Origin of the sequence: Methanolobus vulcani, assembly GCF_006546655.1 — an archaeon.
In the GTDB taxonomy this organism is placed as follows: domain Archaea; phylum Halobacteriota; class Methanosarcinia; order Methanosarcinales; family Methanosarcinaceae; genus Methanolobus; species Methanolobus vulcani_A.
Map to the genome: position 1 here is coordinate 96,450 of NZ_VIAQ01000011.1, position 24,509 is coordinate 120,958.

Annotated in this window: 28 protein-coding genes; 7 read left to right on the top strand and 21 right to left on the bottom strand. The window is 40.1% G+C overall.

The window, feature by feature from the left end; genetic code table 11:
- The first annotated feature begins 73 nt into the window (after positions 1-73).
- The gene (locus FKV42_RS04610; RefSeq protein WP_154809072.1) at positions 74-562 is read left to right on the top strand and encodes a small multi-drug export protein; all 489 of its coding nucleotides are present in this window, start codon (positions 74-76) and stop codon (positions 560-562) included.
- Positions 563-579: 17 nt separating this feature from the next.
- Here FKV42_RS04610 and FKV42_RS04615 read toward each other — a convergent pair whose 3' ends face one another.
- From FKV42_RS04615 to wrbA, 6 genes are all read right to left on the bottom strand, one after another.
- Complete coding sequence (locus tag FKV42_RS04615; RefSeq protein WP_154809073.1) at positions 580-966, bottom strand: hypothetical protein; 387 nt, start codon at positions 964-966, stop codon at positions 580-582.
- A 79-nt stretch (positions 967-1,045) separates the two neighbouring features.
- The gene (locus tag FKV42_RS04620) at positions 1,046-1,888 is read right to left on the bottom strand and encodes a MerR family transcriptional regulator (RefSeq protein ID WP_154809074.1); all 843 of its coding nucleotides are present in this window, start codon (positions 1,886-1,888) and stop codon (positions 1,046-1,048) included.
- 217 nt (positions 1,889-2,105) lie between these two features.
- The gene (locus tag FKV42_RS04625; protein ID WP_154809075.1) at positions 2,106-6,368 is read right to left on the bottom strand and encodes an alpha-2-macroglobulin family protein; all 4,263 of its coding nucleotides are present in this window, start codon (positions 6,366-6,368) and stop codon (positions 2,106-2,108) included.
- 226 nt (positions 6,369-6,594) lie between these two features.
- Positions 6,595-7,065 carry a hypothetical protein gene (locus tag FKV42_RS04630; protein ID WP_154809076.1) on the bottom strand — a complete coding sequence of 157 codons (471 nt, stop codon included), beginning with the start codon at positions 7,063-7,065 and terminating at the stop codon, positions 6,595-6,597.
- 184 nt (positions 7,066-7,249) lie between these two features.
- Positions 7,250-7,918, bottom strand: a complete 669-nt coding sequence (locus tag FKV42_RS04635) for a hypothetical protein (RefSeq protein WP_230375495.1) — start codon at positions 7,916-7,918, stop codon at positions 7,250-7,252.
- Between the two features lie 110 nt (positions 7,919-8,028).
- The gene (wrbA, locus tag FKV42_RS04640) at positions 8,029-8,646 is read right to left on the bottom strand and encodes an NAD(P)H:quinone oxidoreductase (protein ID WP_154809077.1); all 618 of its coding nucleotides are present in this window, start codon (positions 8,644-8,646) and stop codon (positions 8,029-8,031) included.
- 170 nt (positions 8,647-8,816) lie between these two features.
- Between wrbA and FKV42_RS04645 the strand changes: the two genes are divergently transcribed.
- The 4 genes from FKV42_RS04645 to FKV42_RS04660 all read left to right on the top strand — a co-directional run bounded on the left by FKV42_RS04645 (position 8,817) and on the right by FKV42_RS04660 (position 10,367).
- Positions 8,817-9,212 (top strand): hypothetical protein, encoded by a 396-nt coding sequence (locus FKV42_RS04645; RefSeq protein ID WP_154809078.1) that lies wholly within the window; start codon positions 8,817-8,819, stop codon positions 9,210-9,212.
- Between the two features lie 23 nt (positions 9,213-9,235).
- Positions 9,236-9,442 carry a helix-turn-helix transcriptional regulator gene (locus FKV42_RS04650; protein WP_091708569.1) on the top strand — a complete coding sequence of 69 codons (207 nt, stop codon included), beginning with the start codon at positions 9,236-9,238 and terminating at the stop codon, positions 9,440-9,442.
- 16 nt (positions 9,443-9,458) lie between these two features.
- The gene (locus FKV42_RS04655) at positions 9,459-10,004 is read left to right on the top strand and encodes a molybdenum-dependent transcriptional regulator (protein WP_154809079.1); all 546 of its coding nucleotides are present in this window, start codon (positions 9,459-9,461) and stop codon (positions 10,002-10,004) included.
- Positions 10,005-10,136: 132 nt separating this feature from the next.
- A complete protein-coding gene (locus FKV42_RS04660) occupies positions 10,137-10,367 on the top strand; it encodes a hypothetical protein (protein ID WP_154809080.1) in 231 nt (76 codons plus the stop codon).
- On the opposite strand, the gene FKV42_RS04665 is transcribed toward FKV42_RS04660, so the two are convergent.
- The 10 genes from FKV42_RS04665 to FKV42_RS04710 form a co-directional block, all read right to left on the bottom strand.
- On the bottom strand, positions 10,350-11,489 hold the full coding sequence (locus tag FKV42_RS04665; protein ID WP_154809081.1) for an SO_0444 family Cu/Zn efflux transporter: 1,140 nt from the start codon (positions 11,487-11,489) through the stop codon (positions 10,350-10,352). The two genes, FKV42_RS04660 and FKV42_RS04665, sit on opposite strands and share 18 nt — an antisense overlap.
- Positions 11,489-11,839 (bottom strand): ArsR/SmtB family transcription factor, encoded by a 351-nt coding sequence (locus FKV42_RS04670; RefSeq protein ID WP_154809082.1) that lies wholly within the window; start codon positions 11,837-11,839, stop codon positions 11,489-11,491. The genes FKV42_RS04665 and FKV42_RS04670 overlap by 1 nt, the downstream gene beginning before the upstream one ends.
- A 52-nt stretch (positions 11,840-11,891) precedes the next feature.
- Positions 11,892-12,662 (bottom strand): energy-coupling factor transporter transmembrane component T family protein, encoded by a 771-nt coding sequence (locus tag FKV42_RS04675; protein WP_196214048.1) that lies wholly within the window; start codon positions 12,660-12,662, stop codon positions 11,892-11,894.
- The gene (locus FKV42_RS04680; RefSeq protein ID WP_154809084.1) at positions 12,655-13,488 is read right to left on the bottom strand and encodes an ATP-binding cassette domain-containing protein; all 834 of its coding nucleotides are present in this window, start codon (positions 13,486-13,488) and stop codon (positions 12,655-12,657) included. Before FKV42_RS04680 ends, FKV42_RS04675 begins: the two co-directional genes overlap by 8 nt.
- Positions 13,473-14,288, bottom strand: a complete 816-nt coding sequence (locus FKV42_RS04685; RefSeq protein WP_154809085.1) for an energy-coupling factor transporter ATPase — start codon at positions 14,286-14,288, stop codon at positions 13,473-13,475. The genes FKV42_RS04680 and FKV42_RS04685 overlap by 16 nt, the downstream gene beginning before the upstream one ends.
- Positions 14,285-14,869 carry a biotin transporter BioY gene (locus FKV42_RS04690; RefSeq protein ID WP_230375496.1) on the bottom strand — a complete coding sequence of 195 codons (585 nt, stop codon included), beginning with the start codon at positions 14,867-14,869 and terminating at the stop codon, positions 14,285-14,287. The genes FKV42_RS04685 and FKV42_RS04690 overlap by 4 nt, the downstream gene beginning before the upstream one ends.
- A 125-nt stretch (positions 14,870-14,994) precedes the next feature.
- Complete coding sequence (gene thsA, locus FKV42_RS04695) at positions 14,995-16,608, bottom strand: thermosome subunit alpha (RefSeq protein WP_154809086.1); 1,614 nt, start codon at positions 16,606-16,608, stop codon at positions 14,995-14,997.
- Between the two features lie 209 nt (positions 16,609-16,817).
- Positions 16,818-17,234: a hypothetical protein gene (locus tag FKV42_RS04700; RefSeq protein WP_154809087.1), complete on the bottom strand. Its 417-nt coding sequence runs from the start codon at positions 17,232-17,234 to the stop codon at positions 16,818-16,820.
- Between the two features lie 149 nt (positions 17,235-17,383).
- Positions 17,384-18,376, bottom strand: coding sequence for an aspartate-semialdehyde dehydrogenase (locus tag FKV42_RS04705; protein ID WP_154809088.1), 993 nt, complete (start codon positions 18,374-18,376; stop codon positions 17,384-17,386).
- A 302-nt stretch (positions 18,377-18,678) separates the two neighbouring features.
- On the bottom strand, positions 18,679-18,834 hold the full coding sequence (locus tag FKV42_RS04710; protein WP_154809089.1) for a hypothetical protein: 156 nt from the start codon (positions 18,832-18,834) through the stop codon (positions 18,679-18,681).
- Positions 18,835-19,025: 191 nt separating this feature from the next.
- Here FKV42_RS04710 and FKV42_RS13990 point away from each other — a divergent pair, with 191 nt between their 5' ends.
- Positions 19,026-19,313 carry a hypothetical protein gene (locus FKV42_RS13990; RefSeq protein ID WP_196214049.1) on the top strand — a complete coding sequence of 96 codons (288 nt, stop codon included), beginning with the start codon at positions 19,026-19,028 and terminating at the stop codon, positions 19,311-19,313.
- Positions 19,314-19,321: 8 nt separating this feature from the next.
- Here FKV42_RS13990 and FKV42_RS04720 read toward each other — a convergent pair whose 3' ends face one another.
- The 3 genes from FKV42_RS04720 to FKV42_RS04730 all read right to left on the bottom strand — a co-directional run bounded on the left by FKV42_RS04720 (position 19,322) and on the right by FKV42_RS04730 (position 21,673).
- Positions 19,322-19,621, bottom strand: coding sequence for a DUF5658 family protein (locus FKV42_RS04720; RefSeq protein ID WP_154809090.1), 300 nt, complete (start codon positions 19,619-19,621; stop codon positions 19,322-19,324).
- A 213-nt stretch (positions 19,622-19,834) separates the two neighbouring features.
- A complete protein-coding gene (locus FKV42_RS04725; RefSeq protein WP_154809091.1) occupies positions 19,835-20,704 on the bottom strand; it encodes a ribonuclease HI family protein in 870 nt (289 codons plus the stop codon).
- A gap of 165 nt (positions 20,705-20,869) precedes the next feature.
- Positions 20,870-21,673: a hypothetical protein gene (locus FKV42_RS04730; RefSeq protein WP_154809092.1), complete on the bottom strand. Its 804-nt coding sequence runs from the start codon at positions 21,671-21,673 to the stop codon at positions 20,870-20,872.
- 123 nt (positions 21,674-21,796) lie between these two features.
- On the opposite strand from FKV42_RS04730, the gene FKV42_RS04735 reads away from it, so the two are divergent.
- Complete coding sequence (locus tag FKV42_RS04735; RefSeq protein ID WP_154809093.1) at positions 21,797-22,057, top strand: hypothetical protein; 261 nt, start codon at positions 21,797-21,799, stop codon at positions 22,055-22,057.
- Positions 22,058-22,144: 87 nt separating this feature from the next.
- Here FKV42_RS04735 and FKV42_RS04740 read toward each other — a convergent pair whose 3' ends face one another.
- Positions 22,145-23,008: a hypothetical protein gene (locus FKV42_RS04740; protein ID WP_154809094.1), complete on the bottom strand. Its 864-nt coding sequence runs from the start codon at positions 23,006-23,008 to the stop codon at positions 22,145-22,147.
- A gap of 174 nt (positions 23,009-23,182) precedes the next feature.
- Complete coding sequence (locus FKV42_RS04745) at positions 23,183-24,508, bottom strand: Fic family protein (protein ID WP_154809095.1); 1,326 nt, start codon at positions 24,506-24,508, stop codon at positions 23,183-23,185.
- Position 24,509: the final 1 nt, after the last annotated feature.

Genomic DNA, 24,509 nt, shown 5'->3' on the forward strand with positions numbered 1-24,509 from the left:
ATGAAAAATACAAAATTACAGTATGTCACACATCGTGCGAAAGTATAAGGTACTATGAAATTAATTAAGATTGATGTTTGGGATTGAGTCTTTGTACAATGCTGAAGGATTTTTTGCCTATTCACTGGTATTTCTACTGGCAGCTACACCGTGGATAGAAATTCTTGTTGTAATCCCGGCAGGAATAGCCCTCGGATTAAATCCTCTGGCAGTTTCCATACTTGCGTTCACAGGGAACCTGACAACAGTTTATTTTTTGATTTCAGCCTATCATTACCTGACCTCTATATTTGATAAACGCAAATCGGGTGAGGACAAAAAACCGCCTTCAAAAAGAAAAAAGAAAGCACTCCATATCTGGAAACGATATGGTTTGCCAGGACTTGCTTTAATATCTCCGCTAACCGTAGGCACACATTTTGCCACATTTGTTGCCCTTAGTTTCAAATCAAAGAAATGTATGGTGACAATGTGGATTACTCTGAGTATTTTAATCTGGACTGTGATTGTCACAATTGTATCCTATTACGGAATAGAAAGCCTGAAATGGCTGCTAGGATGAGATTATTTCAATTGAACTCATATGCGCTGTTGCATCAGAGCATAACCCATTCCTATCGTATAAATCGGCATGGCAAAATAGCGCATTCCGATATCGGTAAAGTATTCCATAATTCCCATCTGGAAAAATCCTCCGTACACCATTAAAAGGTCCAGTGCAAGATTGATTGCAAGCCAGAACAAGCCGAGAAATATGCCCTCGTTCACGTAATTTGTTTCAACATCCCTGAAATACCTCACTGCAAGAACAACGCCCACAAGAGCACCGGTAACTACCATAATAGATTTAAAGAATGTCTCACCAATCGTGAAATTGCCCTGCTTATCAACGAATGCAAAGGATATGATAAAAGGAATTAGCCACACAAGCAGTCCGTAAAGGAACATTTTCAAGTATTTGTTCATTTGAAATCCCCTTTAAGAGAAGATGTTAATTTGACTGAAATAAATACTTAATCTTTCGGAACTATTTCCTGCAAAAATATTACAATGGTTTTACAGGAATCTGTACCTCAGTCAGGAACTCTTCTTCACAAACTTCATTCGGATCGTTTAAATATAATGACCTGGAAGGACCTGCAGCCTTAAGATCATTATTTTTGATGTATTCAAAAAGACGGGTATATGCTACACCCACTTCCTCATAGGGTCCCTTATGGATAACCGATACAACAGTAGCGGCCGGTAATGTTACCAGTTCAACTTCAAAGTTATCGGTGGAAATGCTACCTGATACTGGAAGAACAACTTCAATATTTGCTCCTGTTTCCTTGTATTCCTCATCATGACAGATGAACATACAGGGTCCAGTCATCTTAAGATTATTTCGGAGATTATTTCGTGATTCTATGAACCCGAATAGGTCTTCTATGAGTTTCCCTATTGTCACTTCATAGCTTCCAATCTCTTTTTTACTTAATACACGCATCTGTGGGACTTCTTTAATCGCTGGTTCTGATACTGACATACTATACAACTCCAATGTGTCTTTTTGTCTGAGCAAGACCTGTTGTACTTTCTGCAGTCTGAGGATTTCCTTCTCAGTGTGTGCACATCTTTTCTGCATAAGTACACTGATGGTGGCACTGTCACTTTTTTCCTCTGCATCCAGCAACGTAGCAATCTCATCAAGGGAGAATCCCATCCAGGAAAGAGTACGTATCTTTACTCCTCTTTCTATCTGATCATAGGTGTAGCAACGGTAATTTGTGAATGCATCCTTTGCCTCGGGCACAAGAAGACCTTTTTTGTCATATATACGAAGAGCTTTCTGTGTCAAGTGCGTCATCAGGGAAAATTTTCCAATTGGTATCCGATCGAATTTCATCTTGGTCAACAAATAATTGGGTTGTTCATATTTAATGTGATTTTTTCTGACACGGGTCAGAGTTTATTTAGTAATACAAATTTCACCACGGGTTACTATGAATTTCCAGTTGATATTACCATATCTAATAAAATTAATTCAGAAACTACAATTAGTGTTGGATAGCAGATTGAATAAAATAACTAAAGGAAGAGAAAGCATCCCTTCCTTTCTCCTATCAAACTACAGTCACGTTCATTCCCTTTACTTCAGCCACAACCTCCGGATTATAATACGAGTAAGCCTTGCTCTCTGACACAACTGCCTTCACCGGGAAGAGAGCCTGAACCTGCATACTGAAGTTCAGTTCTTCGTCAGCCTGCATGTCATCGATATAGAAGATTACTTTCCTTCCGGCAATCTCGTATCGGGTTATCTTATCCTCTGATGCTTTTGTTGCTTCGAGGGTTGAAGTTACAGGACTGAAACCAGTCGGAACCGCAAGGTCAACTATCACCATACCACTTGAACTTGTAGTGCCATCGATGCCGGTGATTCCGTTGTACTTGATGTGAGCGTTAACTGTCACGACATCGTTAACTGAAACATCAGTTGAATCATATTCAACATCAAGCTCAATCTCATTTTGCTCAATGACATCAGGAAGAATCACATTGAAACGCCTTACAAGCTGATAGTTCAGGTCGCCTGTACCTTCCATTTCAAGTTCCACCTTTGAAGTTCCATCCGGAATCTCAATTATCTGGACAACATCAAAGTTCTGCTGATTCACTTCAACGGATTTGACCTCTGTTCCATCAGCAATCACATGAACTGTTGCATCAATATCCCTTCCGGCAGATGCTGCTGCACTCATCAAAGCCCTGAAAGCCATGACAGTATCCTGAGTACTTGAGAATCCGCCATTGGAATTACGCTGTGCAGCAATCCATTTCAATGCTGGTGTTGCTGAAGGATTCTTTGCCTCGATAAGTGCAAGGGTGGCGTATGCAGTCGTTTCCACATTCTTACTTGAAGGAGCTATGAAACCATAACCACCATACTCGTATGGAAGTTTGATATCACCGTCACCATATCCCCAGTACATGCCGTCATCATCCTGCTTAGAGATTGCCAGCAGCTCAGTAAGAGCTTCATCTGCCATAGAACTGTTAAGTTTCTGCAACGCAAGAGTTCCGATAGCAAGTGCATAAGGATCGTCCTGGCTTGCAAGGTTATCTTCAAGATATTGCTGGGCTTTTGCCATAACAACAGGGTTTGCAGAACCGTACTCCCCAAGTGCAAGGGTTGTGTAGGCTGTTAGTGCATAGGTACCACTCAAACCTCCCATCATGTCCTGATGAATAACAAAACCGACCTGCTCCCATGAACCATCTTCCTGCTGGTAGAATTCTATCCAGTCTGCAGCATCGGAAAGTATATCCTCATCAATGGTGGTGACATCCCTTGCACCACTGAACTGGGAAAGCACAAATGAAGTAAGCCAGAGACTACCACTTTCATCGCTCTCACCGAATGCTGAGAATGAGCCATCACTGTGACGGTATGTCAGTTCACGCTGGTAGCCCGTGATGATGTACATCTCAGCCTTTGCACGAACCTCCGGATTATCCTGTCCGGTTGCTTTCAGGTATCGCAATACCTCAACGTCAGTGGAGAATAGCATCATGTTCTGCTCACCGCATCCATATGGCATACCAAGCAAATCATCCACTCCGCTAATACTCTGCGCAACAATGCTTGGAGTAAAACTAACAAGCACCTTTTCAGAATCAGGAACAATGTCTGCTGGCAGTGTTGCATCAAGCTCCACAGAACCGTTGCTCAGCACTCCATTGTCAACTATCTCACGGGTTGCACCCTCAGCCTCAACAATGATATCCTTTCTGACAGCATCGGCTCTTTCTGTTGTCTGGCCTGTTATTTCAACAATCTGTTTTCCAACTTTTGTTGGACTTATAGTGAAGCTGGCATATCCCACACCATTTCCATCCACAGTAACAGTCTGGATATCGTCACCTATTATCCTGAACCAATCAGCGTTACTAAGCGTGAGTTTGACATCCTGCTCGGTATCAAGATAATTATAGACCTGTACCTGCACAGGGAATTCCTCGCCCCTTGTCACAGAATACGGCAGGTCAGGGTCAACAAAGAAATCCTGGAATACAGTCAGACTGGACTCTGAAATACCAATTCCCTCCGAACCGGTTGAAACTGCATGTAACCTCCAGGTGGTGATGCTGTCAGGTGCATTCAGGTCAACACGTGCAAGACCATCATCATCGGTTAGAAGTTCAGGCATCCACACCCATGTCTCAGGGAAGAACTGACGCACACGCTGCACTTCTGCAAGGTCGCCTCCATCTGCCATTGATTTATCAAGTCCTCCTTCTTCAGTAGGAATTGTCTCCATCCCCATTGCAGGCATCTCTTCAACCATTTCGTCTTCAACGTCCATCATGAAACCTGCAAAATTTACAGCATCAAAAGCGACCTCTCTTCCATCAAATACAGCAGCACTATCGTATTCATCTGAGCGTGGAACATCAATTCCCGGCGATGCCATTACTACCATACCTTCGTTGTAAAGGGTATCATAAGCACCTTCCGAGTACCATGAGGGATGAGATTCTGCCTGTGGTTCCATGAAACGCTTTTCCAGCTCATCAAATACCTGTTTAAGATTGAGCCTGCCTTCACTGAGAGCATAGACTGATTCATCAACTATAGAGAATCCAATCATTGACCTGCTGCCAGCATCGAAATCAATTGTAACATTGTCCCCCGGTTCAGCCGATTCGCTGCTGAATAAACTTGAAAGATCGACCTGAGTAGAGAATTCCACATCAAACGGAAGCACATCCACTGACACCTCGCTGTTGGGGTTTATCATGTAAGCAACAACCTTTGCCTGTGGGCTCATCTGTGGTGTCACTGGAATGCTGATATCAGCTTCATCGCTTGTTGCTGAATAAACGGTTCTTCCGTTGGCAAACACATCATAGAACACAGTTCCGGGATTTGTGGAATACACATGGAACGAAATTGCGTCACCAACTTCTGGCACTCCATCACTTACCTGGGTGATGTGTATGAAACTGGCACTAGGAGAGTAAGCAGCATTTAATGACTCACTTGCCCATGCATTAGTAGCATCAATGTATGCACTTATGTACAGGTTGGTACTATTGTAAGGAATATCAAGCTCAAGCATTGCAATCCCGTTCTCAGTGCTCAGATTATACTGTTCATGTGTATCCTCATAGGACTCGTTCCTGAGTCGTGTCTCAACTGAAACATCAGCATCAATAGGCTCCCCTGTCGGGTCCTTTGTAACCAGAAGTACCTGCAATGGCATTCCGGGTTTGATAGTGCTTGATTCCGGGATTAACTGGAGGACGATTGACGACTCGGTGATAGTCAAAAGTTTATTTGTGGACTCACTGTGGTTTCCAGTGTCTGTGACTGTAACATTGAGCATGAGACTTGCCTGTCCTCCTGCCCCATAAGTCCCTGTTGCATATTCCACGGCAGGAAGTTCAAACTCAATGCTTCCGTTCTCAAGTTTGCCTGAGAAGGTTGCGTATTGTTCCCACTCACCAACATAGCGGGAAGCTTCCACAAGTACATCCCCATCCACTTCTTTTCCAAAGAAATAATTGGCTGAAACTGTGCCTGTTATTTCATCTGAAACAAGGAACCATTCCTGTGGGGTTTCAAGTGAAACATCAAACTTTGGAAGCACATATTTGTCAACCTGAATGTCAACATTAGAACTGGAGCTTCCTGACGATGCTATTATTTTCCATGTTCCAAGGTTAAGTTCGGATGCGAGTGGAAGGTCAAAAGAAATTACACCGTATTCGTTTGAGCGAAGTTCTTCCTTGAATACCTTGATGCCTTTTGCATCCGTAATTTCTATCGTTACATTCTGTTCCACAGGAACAAGATTGTTATTCAGGGAAACTACCCTGCCGTGTATTGTCTGACCGGGTTTGTAGATGGGTTTGTCAGTTTCGATGAACAATGGATTGTTCTTTACAACATCCACTGTTGCTGTGAATTCAGTATCAACACCTGAAGGCTTTGCTGAAAGTACATATGTCCCCTCTTCAACATCAGGCACTTCAAAGGTAGCTACAACATTTCCTGATTCGGATGTAGACGCCTGGACAAGAGTTATCTCATTGTCATTTTCGTCTGTAAGCGTATATTCCACACAGCGTTCCACTGATCGGTTATCAGAAAAAGCTGCCATTGTCACAGAGCTTTCACCGCCTGAGAAAAGGGTTTGTGGTGCAAGTATGAAGAACTCATCACCCATAGATGATACCTGACCACCACATGGCCCTGCAATATTTGACGGAAGAACAGAATCTGTATTATTTCCTATACAACCCGATATCAGGGCTGCAAAAATTGTCGCCAGCGATACCAATAGAATTAATGATCCTTTATTTTTTCCTGTAAAGTTCATGTAACCACTCCTGCCTGATTATTATGTAATATTGATTCTTACTGGAAGATTTAGGAATAGAACTGTATATACTTTGCTTAAACTTCGAAGATGTTTGAAGTTATGTGTTGTTGCGCCTATGGATTTTGAAAATTAGATGAAACTCTAATAGTCCACAATATCATATACTAAAAATTTCCATAGGTTTTCTACAAAGCCATAAAAACAGAGCTATTACTTTTTTAATCTACAGAACAGTAATCTTGTCAATTCTGGCAAATCGATACCGTGCTACTTTGTACCTGACTTTGTCACCAATTTTCACTTTATTAAAGTCATCAAGACTGGTAAAATATGTGAAAGTTTCGCCTTCAGACACATCATTTGCAGGATCATCAGAGATTAGCCTTACAGCAACATAGTAATCAACACTGACATATTTCCTTTCCAGAAGTTCTTTCATTGAATCATTAACATATGCATTCCTGTCTTCTGGAGTAAAGAATTGATTGAAATCTTCATTTTCTACTTCTATCTGTAGTTCATCAGGAAAAAACTCCCGATTTTCTAAAACCCCTTCACCAATATTTCCACTCATCCTGCCATTAATAGATTTGGATTCGACAATGCCTTCCACTTCAACTGGAATTACATAATCGATTGATGAAATGAGGAAAATAACGAGGAACAAAAATAGCATTTTTTTCAATGTACTCATAACCAGCCTGCCTTTTAGAATATAAAACTAAAGCCCATTCTGCAATCGAATGAATACTGAAACATATAACACAGGATATTTTTTGAGAATATACAAATAAATGAGATATGTAATAAAAATTATGGCCAAATATCCAACTAAAAACAGATAAAGAAAGAAATATAGATAAATTGATTTATGAAGATTAAATCATTTCAACTAATTCATTCTGACTTATATTTCCATGTACACCCATGGCATTTCCATCATCAGTTAACGTCAATTTGCCTTGAATCGAGCCAAGAGTAAAATAGTGGTCCGGACCAAGGTTCCTTGTGTACTCCCACTCATCCTCTATCAGATAAAGAAAAACCTTTTCACCCTTCTGAAATGAAGCTTCATAATCAGCAGTACTGACATCATTACCAACTGTTCCTGTAAAAACCCGAACAATGACCTCATCTTCCGGCAATGGATTTTTTAAGTATTCATCAGCAGTAATCACAATATCAGTATAGATCATATCATACCACTCGAAGTCGTCAATGGAATCATGTGGTCTCTTCCCATCTACAGTATTCCATTTGCCTGGAAGAATCTCTTTTACCGTGCCTATGAGAATCACATCCGAATTCTCACTTAGATATTCATAGCTAAGTGCCTCTATTTCAGGGTTTGACCCTCTAATAAGCCCATCCGACCCATTATCTGAAATAAAAAGTTCCCCATATCCTCCAAAGGTATAGTAAGGGTTATCACTGGCTTCCTCCTTGCTGGAATCATTCAGGAAACCACCGGCATAGACCAGACCCACCAGCACCAATGAAAATAGAACCGATAGAGCCAAAATATACTTGATCTTTATTTCTTTCATAGGATATATTAAACACTTGTATCAATATAAACTTTTACAAATAAGAAGTACAATAAATACAATTGTTTGAATGTTGTTTGAAAATTACATGAACTGTAAACATGCCAATATTATTCACCAACCATCTTCTTCGTAATCTCAGCAACATGCCTGCCCTGGAACCTCGCAATTCCCAGCTCATTCTCGCTTGGATGTCTTGTATCAGGACCACTGCCAGCAATTGTAGAAGCACCGTAGGGACTACCGCCTGTAATTTCATCAAGTGTTGACTGCCTTTTTTCAGAATACGGAACGCCCACTATAACCATTCCATGATGCAGCAGCGTTGTATGGAAACTCAGTATGGTAGATTCCTGACCACCATGTTGTGTGCTGCTGGACGTAAAAACACTGCCTACTTTTCCTATAAGCAGACCTTTTGACCAGATGCCTCCTGTCCTGTCAAGAAAAGCACGCATCTGTGCAGCCATCATCCCAAACCTTGTTGGAGTTCCAAAGATAATAGCATCTGCTTCTGTGAGATTATCAACTGTTGCAACAGGGATATGCTCAAAGCTCTTTTTGGATTCTGTGGCTCCCATTTTTTCAAGAATCTCAGGAGTGAAAGTTTCCTGGACTTGGAAAAGTCCGACATCAGCACCTTTAACTTCCCTGGCACCTTCGGCAACTGCCTGAGCCATTTTGTAGTTGTGTCCGTACAAACTGTAAAAGATCACACTGACTTTCATTGTCTCCACCTTCGAACTGCATTTGCTGCTTACACATATGGGTGAATTCCTGAATAAGTAATTTTCCGGGAGTTCATATAAAGCATGATTATAAATAGCGGATGTTAGATATAGATCGCATAATAAGAATAATATCTAACATAATGTTAGAATTACATATGGTGATATTTATGGATAAACTGGAAAAATTCAGACAAATTGGGTACACGCTGGCGATTATCCTCATGATAGCAGGAATATTCATCATCGGTTATTATGAAGAGAACATCATGACAGGAATTAGCCTTCTCAATACAGGTTCCATATTGTTTTTTGTCATCTACCTGAGATTTAAAAGAGCACAGAAAGGACCTTTCAAGGATGAAAGGACTGTAAAGATAGGAGCCTACGGACTATCATACTCATGGATGCTGACATTCATTCTGATATCCATTCTATTCTGGGTAGAAGCAACAGGAATAGCACAGATGACAGTCAAAGGAATGCTGGCAATACTCATGTTCTCAATGATAGTGTCAGCAAAAGGAATCCAATGGTACCTCTTCAGGAAAGGAGACATAGAATAAATCCAAAAATGCAGGATGATAAGATGAGAACAAGGATCAAGGAACTTCGGGCCAGATATGACATGACCCAGGAAGACCTTGCAAACAAAGTTGGTGTGCGAAGGGAAACCATCGGTTTTCTGGAAAAAGGGAAATATAATCCCTCCCTAAAACTTGCATATAAAGTAGCAATAACTCTTGAGACAACAATAGATGAACTGTTCATCTTTGATGAATCTGATCTCAAATAATATCCGGGAGATAATAATGGAAGCAAAAACAAAAGTCTGGCTTGCAGAAGATGGAAAACCAATTATAGGCGGTGGAAAAGTAGAACTTCTCAAAGCCATTGATGAGGAAAAATCACTTCGCAAAGCATGTATGAAGATGGATATATCCTACAAACATGCATGGAATGTTCTCAATAAGATGAGTGAAAGACTGGGGAAGGATGTAGTTACAACTGTCAGGGGCGGAAAGAGCCAGGGAACTTTTCTCACTGATGAAGGACGCAGACTCATTAAGGAATATGAGATGAACAAGAAATTCATAAACAATGCAATGGAAGACGAAGGTTCCTGGGAAAAACTAGGCCTTGCTATCTCAGCCCGCAATAAGATACCTGCAAAGGTCACAGGCGTTGAAAAAGACGGCCTTGTTGCCAAAGTCAAACTGGAAATCGAACCATCTGCACTTACATCCATTATAACTTCCGAAGCTGTAGAAAGACTTGATATTAAAGAGGGAGATAGTGTCTTTGCAATAATCAAGTCAACGGAAGTGCTTATCGGAAAAGAGCAAAAACATGAATAAGAGGACATTAGAGGTCTGATTTAGGATTCCACCGTTCAAAAGCCGTATATACTTTTAAGACGCATATTATTCTGGTTAGAAATTATATAGCAAATTGTTGATATTTGTTGTTTCACGCCCGGGAAGAGAATCATGAAAAATAAAAAAGATTTTTCGTGGGAGAACGGCAAGATCAAAAACGGTGACTGTCTGGGAAAGATAGTGGCAATTCCTACCCAGGATGATTTAGAGCCGGAAAATTTCGACGATATTAAAGCTGAACATACTAAGCAGAACTTTAACGAACAAGCTGACGTAGTAGTAGATGGGTTCAAAGAGAAAATGACAGAAGTCCTCTCAAAGGAATTACACCGAAGAAGATGAATTCCTGCCTTTCTTCAATTTTCTTTGTTTATAGATACCATGAACTATGAACGGAATCAGAATGAGTGCAAACGCTGTTTTTATCCATGGGTTCAGTACCTCACTTGCATTTCCTACGATAGACGAAGCTTCAATGCCCAGTCTGAAATAAATCGTGTCAAGCAGCAATCCAAAAGCCAGTGAACACACTGCTATCATTGTAAGATATAGTGCTGCGCTTCTTTTTCCCAGAAACCTTGTTACCATGGTGATAGTAGCTGCATTTGTTGCGGGACCAGCCAGCAGGAATACAAACGCAGTACCCGGACTCATTCCCTTTGATACCAGAGCAGCAGCAAGTGGAGTTGAAGCTGTTGCACAAATATAAAGAGGAATTCCTATTACAAGCATAAGTATCATGGAGAAAACACCTCCCCCAAGATAATCGCCTATTAGTTCATCCGGTATTACATAGGAGATTATTCCGGCTATCAGAATACCTACCATCAGCCAACCCGATATATCACCGAGAAGTTCTACAAATGAATAACGTAAGGCTTTTTTTATTTTGGTCAGAACGGAAGCATTCTCATCTGGTACAGAACCTGAATGACATGAGCATGATGAATTACTACACGTCGGAGCCTGCATCAGAGCAATTGAACCGTTATCAGATGAGAGTAAAGACTTCTTTGAATCCCTCTTCTCACCAATGATATTTTCTGCAATTCCCGTGAATAAAGCCGTTGTCATACTGGCAATGGGACGGAAAACAGTCATTATGGGATCGAGGAGAGCATATGTGATGGCAATTGAATCCACACCGGTCTCCGGAGTAGATATAAGAAAAGAAAGAGTGGCACCTTTTGTTGCACCCCTGTTCTTTAGTGAAAGTGCAGCCGGGACAACACCACAAGAACAAAGCGGCAATGGAATGCCTATAAGTGAAGCATTAAATGCTGATCTGAACTTGCCTGCGGATTTACCCAGGTATTTGAGAATTTTCTCATCTGGAACAAGTGCATGCAACAGTCCTGCAACTGCAAATCCAAGGAAAAGATATGGAGCTGCCTCTTCAAACAAATTCCATGACTCTGCCAGAATCCCTATAATGATAGATGGAATTGCATCGATAAGTGTCATTATTTGACCTCCTCCACATGTTCCCGACACATGGACATCAGTAATTCAACATGCTGATCAGCAATATAATAGACAGCAAACCGACCTTCTTTTCTGACTCTTACAAGGTCAAGCTGCCTCAGGTTTTTCAGACTATGGGATATTGCAGACTGGGTGAGTCCCAGAGCATCCTCAATTGCTTTTACACAAAGGTCACCCTGCAACAGCAAAAAAAGTATCTTCAGGCGGGTTGTGCACTGGAGTGCATTAAATATCCTGCACATGGAATAGATGGAATCTTCTGAAGGGAGATGCCTGACTCTGTCACCGAGGCATGTTGAATCTGCACAAATATGTTCTGAATCATCCATAAACATATGAACATATGTTCATATATCAATATGACCCTTGCTTTACCTTTCATCAAATATAAAGCAAAAACAGCAGCACACAATAAAAAACAAGTAAAGCATAATCCAACGACCTGAATTCCAGTACATACATAGAACTGCGTCCTTCACCAGTATAACAGCGGCTCTCCATTGCAAGAGCAACTTCATCAACTGACCTGAGAGCCATTCTCACAAGAGGAACGGTCAGAGACATGATAGCTTTTACAGGTTCTTTTCTAATATCCAGCCCACGTGAGATTTGCGCGTCCCTGAGATCCCTGAAACTATCAAACAGCATTGGCACGAAGTAAAGTGACAATGACATCATCATTGCAAGGTCATGCGAGGATATTCCCAGATACTTTAATGGCAATGGTCTGAGAAGTCGTTCAATACCGGAAGTGATCCCTGAAGGTGAGGTGGTAGCTGTGATAAGAGCAGCAAAGAGGATCAGGAAAATAAATCTCAATGCAAGTATGCTGCCAAGGAGAAAACCTTCGTAAGTACCTTTCAGCAAGCCAAAGTCAAATAAATGGGTGCCTTCTGTGAATAGCAACTGCATAAGGAATATGAATGTAAAAAAAGGAAGCATTGGCCGTACAGACCTTACGAAATGGAGGAAAGGAAGGTGGCATGCAATTACAAGTATTGCAAAAATAATAGCCATCAATGCCATTATTTCAAAGGATGAAACTTTGAGAATACAAAAACTGACCGCCATGAGTCCTAATACCTTTGTCCGTGGGTCAAGTCTGTGAAGGAAAGATTTGCCAGGCACAAAAGAAAGGAAAAGGTCATTCATCCTTATACACCTCTTTTGAGCCAAGTACTCTGGTAATCTCGTTGAAAGCATCTTCCACAGAGTAGATATCACTGGCAACTTCAAAGCCACAATTCTGTAATTCTTTCATCAGGGAAGTAAGCTCAGGAATAGGAGATGATACTGATTGTAAATATTCCTCCGGACTACCGATAAAATCAACACAGCCGTTCTTTAGAAAGAGTACTTTATTAGCGAATGGCAGGAAATCATCTATCTGATGTGATACTATGATAACTGATATTCCTGTGGTCTGAAGCTTTTTCAGGGTTGAGAAAAGAGAAGCTTTGTTTTCAGGATCAAGACCTGATGTCGGCTCATCCAGAATAAGGTATTCAGGCCTCATGGAGAGAACACCTGCAAGAGCTACAAGGCGCATTTGCCCTCCGCTAAGTGAGAATGGCGAAATATCTGCAATATCACGACAGAGGCCTGCAAGGAGTAAAGATTCATTTACACGTTCTTTAAGTTCATCATCTTTCAGACCGAAATTTGAAGGTCCAAAAGCCACATCTTCAAAGACGGTTTTCCCAAAAAGCTGCCTTTGTGGATACTGCATCAACAGACCGATTTTTGACCGCAGTTCCCTATTTGTCGAATTAATTCCACTTACTTTTACAGAACCGGAGTGAGGTTTCAATAATCCATTCAAATGCCTGATCAGAGTTGATTTCCCGGAACCTACTTCTCCTGTAATTAGAACGAATTCACCTTTTACTATGGAGAAACTTACTTTATCAAGAGCTTTTTTTTCAAGGGATGTTCCTTTGTTATAGAAAAAACTCAGGTCCTTCACTTCAATCGACATATTGCCTCCAGAAGTTCATCTTTAGATAAAGGCAAAAAGGAGGATTTGATTATTCCGGCACCTACAAGCTTTTTTGATAATTCAATTATGGGAGGTGCATCAAAACCAAAACTACCGGAACTTATCTTGCTGATAATTTCCCTGGGATTCCCATTCTGGATAATGCAACCCTTTTCCATTAGCACAAGTCTGTCTGCGTGTACAAGTTCTTCGATCAGATGTGTAACATAAACAATAGTGGTTCCTGCTTCGTGCAACTGCCGGATCAAGGAAAGTATGTCCACTCTGGAATTTGAATCCAGCATGGAAGTTACCTCATCGAAAAGTATGACCTCAGGTTCCATTGTAAGAACTGAAGCCAGAGCAACTTTCTGTTTCTGGCCACCACTGAGAGTTCTGGGGGTGTTATACCTGTACCCAGACATGCCAACTGACTCAAGTGCTGTGGATACTCGCCTTTTGATCTCAGCAGACGGAAGACTCAGATTCTCCGGACCAAATGCAACGTCATCTTCAACTGTCATCCCGATGAATTGGGATTGTGGGTCCTGAAATACCATTGCAGCTGTTCTGCGTATTTCCTGAAGATTTATTGGATCAGAAGTATCCATCCTTTTTACGATTACGGAGCCTTCGGTAGGCGGGAGAAGCCCGTTAATGTGTCGTAACAGGGTTGATTTACCACAACCATTCTTTCCGGCAATGGCTACAAATTCACCTTTGCGGATGTTCAGAGTTATAGAATCGAGGGCAGAACTGCCATCAGGATACTGGTAACTCAGGTTTTTAATTTTAATCATTCTTGGTTTAGTGAATATCTGGAAGAGATTACTGCAGCAGCAATCAATTTTAGAACTGCACCGGGAAGATAGGGAATCATTCCAAGCACAAGTGCCTGCGTAAGACTAAGGTCTGCAACGTTCATAAGCTGGAGTATTCCGAAAACATAAATTACGGAAAGACCTGCAAGCATAATAGCGATATTTAAACCTATATTTTTCGTTCCAAAACGGTCTGACAGATAACCTATAATGAAAGCACCGAACATGAATCCAATGAGGAATCCACCTGTTGGTCCGAATATCATACCCAGACCTGAACTACCACCGGAGAAAACTGGCAGACCTGCAATTCCAAGAAGTAGATACACAATAACACTGATCGTACCCCATCTGGCCCCTAATATAGCACCTGTCAGTAATACAAAAAAGGTCTGCAATGTAATAGGAACCGGACTTGCAGGTATGGGAATCTCAACATATGCACCCACAGCCATCAATGCCGCAAAAAGAGAGGCAAAGACCATTTTCTTAATGTTGTTGCTGTTTGTGGTCTGAAAATGATTCACATTCAACATAAGACCACCATTCTTATTAAACATCTATTGTTAACCATTGTGTTTTGTGCATGGTTTACAAAATATATAACTCTTATGTCGGGAGAAAAACAAAACAAACTATAATAAAAAGAGAATTGCTGTGCAGGAAAATCCTGCACAAAAAAGATTTACATATCCATATCAGGCTGTGGCATACCTGGTGGCATTGCGCCGCCCTTGCCGCTTGCAGCCACAACATCATCGATTCTGAGAATCATTACTGTTGCTTCGGTTGCTGCATTAATTGCCTGAGTCTTAATTCTAAGTGGTTCAAGAATATCATTCTCATACATGTCTACTACCTTTCCGGTGTAAACATCAAGGCCCATGTTCTTGTTGCCCTCCTCGTGCTGTGCACGGAGGTCAATGAGCTTGTCTATTGGGTCAAGACCTGCATTTTCTGCAAGTGTCTGTGGAATAATCTCAAGTGCTTCTGCGAACTTAGCGACTGCAAGCTGCTCTCTGCCCTTAAGTGTTGCTGCATATTCCCTGAGTCTGAGCGCTAGCTCGATCTCAGTGGATCCGCCACCTACAACAATCTTCTTGTCTTCAAGTGCTACACCAATGACACAGAGTGCATCGTTAAGTGCACGTTTGAGACTGTCTACGATGTGTGTAGTGCCACCGTGGAGAATGAGTGAAGCAGTCTTAGCTTCCTTACATCCAAGCAAGAAGGTCATCTTTGAACCGTGGAGTTCACGCTCTTCCACAACTTCAGCTTCACCAAGGTCTTCTGGCCTGATGTCAGTTACATCCTGGAACAGGGTTGCTCCGGTTGCTCTTGCCAGCTTCTTAAGATCGCTTTTTGTGATCCTTCTACATGCGTAGACACCAGCTTTTTCAAGGTAGTACTGTGCAAGGTCATCGATACCTTTCTGGCAGAATACTACATTTGCACCACTTGCAATGATCTTGTCAACCATTTCCTTGACCATTTTTTCTTCCTGCTCGACAAACAGGTTCATCTGGTCAGGTGAGGTGATCTTGATCTCTGCACTCTTCTCGATCTTCTGGAATTCGATAGCAAAGCTTGCAAGGAGAACTTTTGCATTCTCGATTTTCCTTGGCATGTTTGGCCTGACTCTTTCCTTGTCAATTACAAGACCTTTGACAAGTTCAGACTCAAGAATACTGCCACCATCACGCTTCTCGATTGTAATATCATCAACATCTACCTTGATACCTTCATCGGTCTCTTCGACAACTGAAAGAACAGCATCGATAGCAATGTCTGCAAGGAAGTCTTTGTATTCGCCTGCAGCCTTTCCTGTGAGAGCAGTCTTTGCCAGCTTACTCAGGGTTTCCCTGTCGTCCGGGGAAACATCGATCGTAATGGTCTTTAAGATATCAACAGCCTTCTCTGCTGCATGTCTGTATCCACCAGAGATAATTGTTGGGTGAACACCTTTCTCGATAAGCTCTTCTGCTTTTGTAAGGAGTTCTCCTGTGAGTACTGCTGCGGTTGTTGTACCGTCGCCAACCTCGTCATCCTGTGCCTTTGAAACTTCGACCACCATCTTTGCAGCTGGGTGCTCGATGTCCATTTCCTTGAGAATTGTAGCACCATCGTTTGTGATGACGATATCTCCAAGTCCGTCAACAAGCATCTTGTCCATTCCTTTAGGACCAAGTGTTGTCCTGACTGCTTTTGCAACTGCTTTTCCTGCAAGGATGTTAATGCTCTGTGCATCCCTTGCACGGGCCCTGTTTCTGTTCCCTGAAGCGTAAGACTGTCCTGCCAATTTTTAACCTCCTAATAATCATAATGTTCTGTAAGTTAGAAGTAAACATTAGTTTGATTTTAGTACTCTCTATGGTACTGCTCAATCTAAATGCAGGCGGTTCTATATAAATGTAACCGCTTAGATTTTAACTGTCAACACAAAAATAAGAATGAAAATAAAGACAGGCTTATCGGTCAATTATATAATATAAAGTCAAGTTTGAGAGATTATTTTCTCCCATAAAGCTTGTTTAAATGTGCAAGTACCATATAATAGAGATGGTTCTTGTAAATTATCTCATCGGGTATATCATAGATTGCCATACCACCTGCATTCCATGAAACATTTATTATGACCTTCCTTTTTTCCATTTCATCCATCATCTGCTTTAGCATCGAGAAATCATCAACTACTGGACGCCAGTCGCCTGCATGAACATCTGACGATGCAGACCTGTTAGCCAGTTCCAGTTGTTGGAAAAAGAACAGGTAAACCTGAAAAAGATGAATATCATCTTTAGAAAGCTCTATTTGCCCTGTTTTTGCATCCTGTCGCAATGCTTTGAGAATTAACGGAATGTCGGATGATCGAAGGTCGTTCCTTTCTATCTTTTCAATATATATGTCGATTTCCTGCATGCTCATACTTTAACCCCGTGAGAATAAACCCGGATAAAACTATGATCTGAAAACAGATAAGAATTACTGCCTATTAGACAACAATAACCCTAAAAATAATTCAAATAAAAAAATGTGGAGTGATGCATAAATGCATCGCTGAATGACTTTATGATTCAGAGCTTCTCAGCAATCTGTACAGCGTTGAGAGCTGCACCTTTGAGAATCTGGTCACCACATACAAAGAATTCGAGGCCGTGGTCACCAAACACAAGATTCTGTCTGATCCTGCCAACTTCCACGTTGTATTTCTTTGTAGCAGTTATTGGCATCGGATATACATTGTTAGCAATATCATCCTTAAGTACGATGCCTTCAACGGAGCTTAATAATTTTCTTGCATCATCAGGGTTTACAGGTTTTTCAGTTTCAATAACAATGCTTTCACCATGTACCCTCATGGTTGGGATCCTTACACATGTGCAGCTTATTGGCATGTCCGGCTCAGAGAAGATCTTTCTGGTTTCCCAGACGACTTTCATTTCCTCGCGGGTATAGTCGTTTTCCTGGAAACTGTCAATATGTGGAATTGCATTGAAAGCGATCGGGTAAGCAAATACCTTGTTTCCTACTTCCTTGCCTTCAAGGTAATTGCGGGTCTCTTCTGTAAGTTCGCTCATACCTGCGGCACCGGCTCCGCTTGTAGCCTGGTAGGTACTGATAATTACCTTTTTCACACCGTATTCTTTATGAAGTGCATATAGTGGAATAGCTGCAATTGCAGTTGTACAGTTAGGGTTTGCAATGAGTTTTGAATCACCTATAGCATTTGCGTTGATCTCAGGAACTACCAGAGGTACATTGTCATCATACCTGAACGCACTGCTGTTGTCAATTACATAGCAGCCTGCACTGGTTGCTTTTTCAGCATTCTCCTGGCTCCATCCACCACTTATTGCGAAAAATGCAATATCCATTTCAGAGTAATCTGCCTCATCGGCATTCTCAATGGTGATTTCCCCGAATGGCGTCTCCATTACTTTGCCAGCACTTCTTACTGAAGCAAAGAGCCTTAGTTCTTCAACAGGGAAATTCCTGTCATGCAATACTTCAATAATCTCTCTACCTACTGCACCGGTAGCACCCATAATTCCTACTTTGTAACTCATAATTGTATCATCCGTCAGATTGCAGGGATTTAATGTAAAACCAATTAGCTTAATAAGTTTCTGATTTACTAATATCGTTACCGCATATCGGCCTTTTTTCTGACACTATCATATATAAGGAATGATATGAAGATTATCCTTGTTTTAACCTGAAAAATATTATTGAATATGTTATTTAAAAACTGGAAAAAAGTAGAGCAAAAGAACTAAAGGAACACAAAGCCAGCATTTTCCAGAAATTAGTGGATAGCTGTTGCTTTGTTAAGAAAAATGCCTATTGATAGCGGATTTTCATTACTGTATCAGTATGAAACCATGGACTGTATACATGCTGATTTTACGAAATTGATCATGTTGCATCTGAGTTCAAATTCCTGTTCGGAAAGATCGTCTGTTTCCATATATCTACTGAACATTGCTTTAAACTCATCAAACATTTCCACATCTTGTTTCTTCATAAATTCCCCTCGAATTTACGTTTATAGAGCAATTCTTAAGTAATAAGATTTATCTATATTTATTATATAAAAACATTCTGATGCGGGTTTCTATATAGACATATAGATCCGGTAGAATCAATAGAAATCAGCCTTGTTTTTACGATGAAAGTATAGCAGAATATTTATAGTTTTGATCTTGACTTTAAGCTATGCAGGAAAAAAGATATCCAAAAGGTCATTTTCTGCCAATAGGAATGGTTATGGGTCTTCCACTTGGGATTCCTATCGGCATCGTTCTGGGAATAGTAGCTATTGGACCAGCCATAGGACTTATTCTGGGAATCGGATTAGGCTTGTATCTTGAAAAAAAATACAATCCTGAACCTTTATCAATGACACCGGAAGAGGAATCACAAAGGCAGAAAGCCATTATGTTGATTGGTGCAATATTCCTGCTTGGAATACTTATGTTCATTTTCCTTTTGCTGAAGAGCTGAGAACTCATTCACCAGTAGCTAATTACCGATATCATATTGCTTGCAGTTGCAAGAAAACCGATACATGCTACCGTGTGTCGTGTAATGTTCCAGTAATATCTGTCTGCGTTTTTATACACATGATAAAGCAGGAACATAAAACCTATTTTTAGAGAAATGAGTGAAGTAGCACCATACATGCCAAATATACTGGACAATATGGGGTTTCCTTCGTAGAAATTTCCTGTTTGAAGTGCATACAATGTTGTGAGGGTGTCACCTATAACATAGAGAAGTAAAACATGTTTGATATCTTTTATAAATGACATTTTGAATCACTTTCGCTTTGGTACACTACATACGTACCAACGAACGATTCTTTGCAGTCATGTATTACAGTATGACAAGCCCCGCTATAACCCCTGCTACATTACTATAAGATACAATAAGATATAACTCTTTGTAAACAAAATTCTAATGTCAAAATAATAATCAAGTCATAATATTTAATGGGCTTTTAAAAAAGAAAATTGAACAGATTTTCAAAAAGCAAAAGCTCTTCTGTTCAAATAATACTTGGCACCACTTGAAGACCTTGTTTTCTTTTTTGCAGGAGGATTCTTATTTTTAGATTGCAAAGTGCGTCGGTTACCATTTATTTTCTTGTTGTTGATATCGAACTTCACTTTTTTGATTGCCAGGTCAACAGCAAGTCCTCTGAGCATCCAGCGAAGCGCCTGTGCCTGATAGTATTTATTTTTATCACGCTTTCCAGGGAAGGTTTCGATTAACATCTTTGTGGCTTTTTCCCCTGCCATTTCCCGAAGCTCAAAAAGGTCTTTGTCCGAAAGGACATCCCTGATGGAGACATGAAGCCGCTTATACATGGCATTTGTCGGGAAAGGAGCCGCATTCATTGAAGCGATCTTCTTTCTCAGTTTACCAATTGCAGGAGAATTTCTGACATCGATAATAAATTCACGGTCATTTGGATACTCGATCCTGACCTTATGTTTGGTCTTTGAGAGCCTGTCAGCCTGCTTGTTCTGCATCCTTGGAACCCAGCGGAAATGAATGTCAAGCTCATATTCCCTGATGATATTAGTGATATCCCGGTGGATGTTCCATATTTCGTCATCCATTATCGGATAGATGCCACGCATCTGGTAGATCACAGTCTGACTGTCTCCCATTACGGTCAGCGGACCCTGCCCATCAGCTTTGACATATTCAAGCATGCCTTTTTTAAGGGCAAGGTATTCTGCAAAAAGAGCGTTATTGCTGGTTTGTTTCTCAAGGTGGTCGTTTCCGAGGATTGAGAATGAGTTGTTTTGCAAGGTCACAACCCAACCTAACCCCATGCATCCTCCCGGATTAGGCGTGCATGAGCCGTCGAAGGTTATTGCATCCATGTTTCTCGTACTGTTAGAATCTATCTTCAGTCGTACACAGGAACTTTCCCTTGCATATTACTATTTGTTTAAAAATATATAACTGTACTCCCGGTGAAGTACTGTGGAATATATAGATTCCAAAAACAGAGAAAAATAGAGAGAATTGGTTATGTGAGCACAGATTCAGCAAAATGCCAGAAATGTTATTTCCGTAATCTTATCCATTAATTCCCTTACTTTATTTTCCTGTAACTCTTCATCTGCATTCAGACATTTGTCCCCAAGTGATACGAGGTATTCTATTGTTTCGATCATTTCGAGATCAAATTCATGTACCCTGCCGGATTCATGAAGTTTCTCAACTATTGAAGGAATAGTGTCTTCATCTTCTGTTTCAATATCATTTTCTTCGCACAATGAATGGAGATATATTTCAAGAGCATTGATAGCAGAAACACCGGCCAGGTTGAATGAACCTTGCTGATATAACATTTCAGCATGCTCAAGTTCCGAATTAACAATATCTGCTGTTGCCTGTCTTTTTTGATTATTGACTGATGAAACAACAGTTGGCTCAATCGAATGAAGAATACTGACTTGAGAATCAAAACAGGCAATGAATTCCTTTCTCAGATGATTTCGCTCGTTGGATTTCCTGACAGAATCTTCCAGATTGATCAGGTTTAGTATCCTGCTATATAGTTCTGTGAAAGATTCGTATTTATCATTCCTGATATGACCTGCGTATTTCTGAATGAGTTGCTGGCAGTCATCATACCATAAGTTGTATTTTTCAAGGAGAGTGGTTTGGAGTAGCTCATTTTTGGAGTTAATCACGCAAATTCTGTATTCGACATTTTGCATGCCGGTTGAACCATCATCGATACGTTTTATCCTTCTTTGTGTGGTGCCGTCCAGAAGTGCCATATACATTTTTTCGATTTTTTCAGCTTCCTGAATATAGGTATCAATATCCGGGCTAACCATAATAAGAAAATGGATAAAGTTGTATATAAATAAGCGCTGACAGGCATGGAGTTTTATTAAAGCGCATCAAATACACAATCGATAAATACACATAAACCAATCTGATTATTAGAGGTTTTTAACATGCCAGATTTTGTATCGATAGATATGAAAAATCATAGCTATGAGAAAACCGAGAGGCACGTAGCTTTGATTCAGGATGACATGGAAAACTGTTGTACTCCATGTCGCTATGCATGCATTTCTGAGGCTATGCAGCAACTTTACGACAACCATCCTCCTGCCCAAATCCAGACTCTTCTCTTGCAGTTTAAAGAAAAGTGCGAGAACCATTCCAATGAGAGTTTTGTTCAGAAACTCAAAGAGCTTCTTTTTGTGAATTGATATCACGAGAAGATTCCGGAAGAAGAATATTTACGGGTGCTGTAGGTAGTTGGACTTTTAGACTTGCTGCCTGTTTTTGTTTCATATTCAGGATAGTTTTTTAGAGCAAATGCCAATGATTATTGGAACAAATATCCCGAAAAAGTAACCGGTGTAATGACCAACCCAATTTACGTAGGCTCCATTCTGCATGAGCTCCTGTGGCACCAGATCAGGAAGAATGAACAGGAAATTGATGGCGGCTAAAAATATCATTAGCAGATAGGTTTTCTGTAGATAAGGAATTCTTTTGAGCCATTTTCTGATATCAAAGCGTGTCTGGACCACGTCGATGATAACGTCTTTTTGCATAAAGACCAGAATAAGAGCAAATGTTATTATGAGTGAGTACTGGAAAATCTGTGAGGATATGTTCTCAAGAACTAATAAGAGATTCATTACGATGATCAGGAACAGGAATGTAAGATTCATGTGCTTGCAACAGAATTTATGTAGGAATTTATAGATGGCATATGTCAGGTAGCCAAACATAGAGCTGACTATTCCTGAAAATCCCTGAAATGTGGTCTGAAAACCGATCATTTCCAGAGATACTGCTGATATTATCCATGGCAATAGCAGGAACATGAATAAGGAATACATATGAAAACTGCGCTTGTTAGTCTCAAAATTAAATATCAGGAAACATACCGCCAGATAAGAGATGAGATTTCCTATAAAGTGTGGCAGGTTGCTGTGAGTATAGTTTGAAAGGAAGAACGAGTAAGGCGTAATCTCAGACGGAGTCAATATGAAATAAGCTTCTTTTATACCAGCCGGAAGCTCAAATATAGCTATGAGTAGAGCCGGAACTAATAGAAAATAAAACACCCAGTCAGTTATTTTCCAGTGTGCAGCAAACAGATGTGTTGAAATTAAAGGATTAACACGGCACTTTATTGACTCAAACATCGTAAAATCTATTGTGAGTTGAAGATAGATATTCTTTTGGGAGGAGTGAAAAAGTGAATCACGAACAAACAGTGATGCATGTTCTGTAACTTGTAGAACCATTGCCATTAGCATCGTATTTTGTTGAATGAAATAGCACTAAAAACACATAATTGACGTATAATTTATAATAGATTATTGTAATTTTCGGAGAATGTCGGTAAAATCGTTTGAACGATAAAATAGAATTTTTTTCTTGTCAACTTTGTTTCTTTCCAATAAACCCAGTTTCTCTAAACCCAATATATCAGTTCTAGCAGTCTGATACACAACAGATAACCTGTTTTCTATCTCTTTTATTGTAAAAGTCATCTTAGGGTCATCAGACAACCATTTTAGAATGTAAGATTGTCTTTCATTTATACCGGGTATTTTCTTGAAATCATATAACTTGTTCTTTTCTTCTATTTTCCTTGAGATGTATTCTTTCAAACTTTTGAAAGCCTTATCCATTGTTTTTAATTGATAATTTATGAAGTAAGTTACGTCGTTCTCATCAAGTTCTGTATATAGATAAGCCTGAGAATATTGCCCAGGAGAATCTTTAATCATCCGTGATATTGACATATATTCTATTAACCAATAATTTTTTGAAAGTAAGTACCAGTAGAATAATGCCCTTGCTGTTCTTCCGTTACCATCAACAAAGGGATGGATATATCCTATTAAGAAATGCAATATGCTTGCTTTAATTATCGGATGAATGAAATCATCGTCAGATTCTTTGTTTATGAAATCACATATATCCTGCATAACCTGTGAAATATGAATATGCTCCAACGGAGTGTGTACAATTTCACCGGTCATGTTGTCAATTACATAGATGTTATCTGATTTGCGAAATACACCTATGTGATCCGGATCATCCAGAGTATTTTCTGTCATACAGCTATGAATATCCAGTATCGATTCAATGGTCATTTTTTCGTTTTTCATTGATGATAATTTCTTAATTGTTTTGTAGTTGTTGAAAATCATCTGCTCTGATTTGTCTTTTGGATTTCTTTCCTGCATCAGCATTTTTTTTGCTTCCTGCCGTGTAGTACTTGCACCTTCCAATTGACTTGATGCTATTGCTTCCTCCATTATCGAATTCATCAAATACTGCTGTTGATGGTCTTTTCCAATAATGTTCTGACTTTCAAGAGTACCACCTAAATTCAAATCAAAATTATGCAATTTTTCCTGAATATCAGAAGTTAAATAATAACTAAGTTGAAATCCAGGAATATCACTGATTTTTAATTGCTCCGAGCCTAAACCCCTGCTTAGTTTAAGCAGTAACCATAGTTGTTCATGTGTGACAAAATCAGGAATCGTTTTGTGTTTAAATTCAGACCAATATAGATATCGATTGTTGTATTTTTTTGTAGCCGCGCTTACGTCAGCATTATTAATATAATGCAGAATGCTCTGCAAAGACGAATCATTTAATTCAGGAGGAGCTTCAGGAATCCTCATT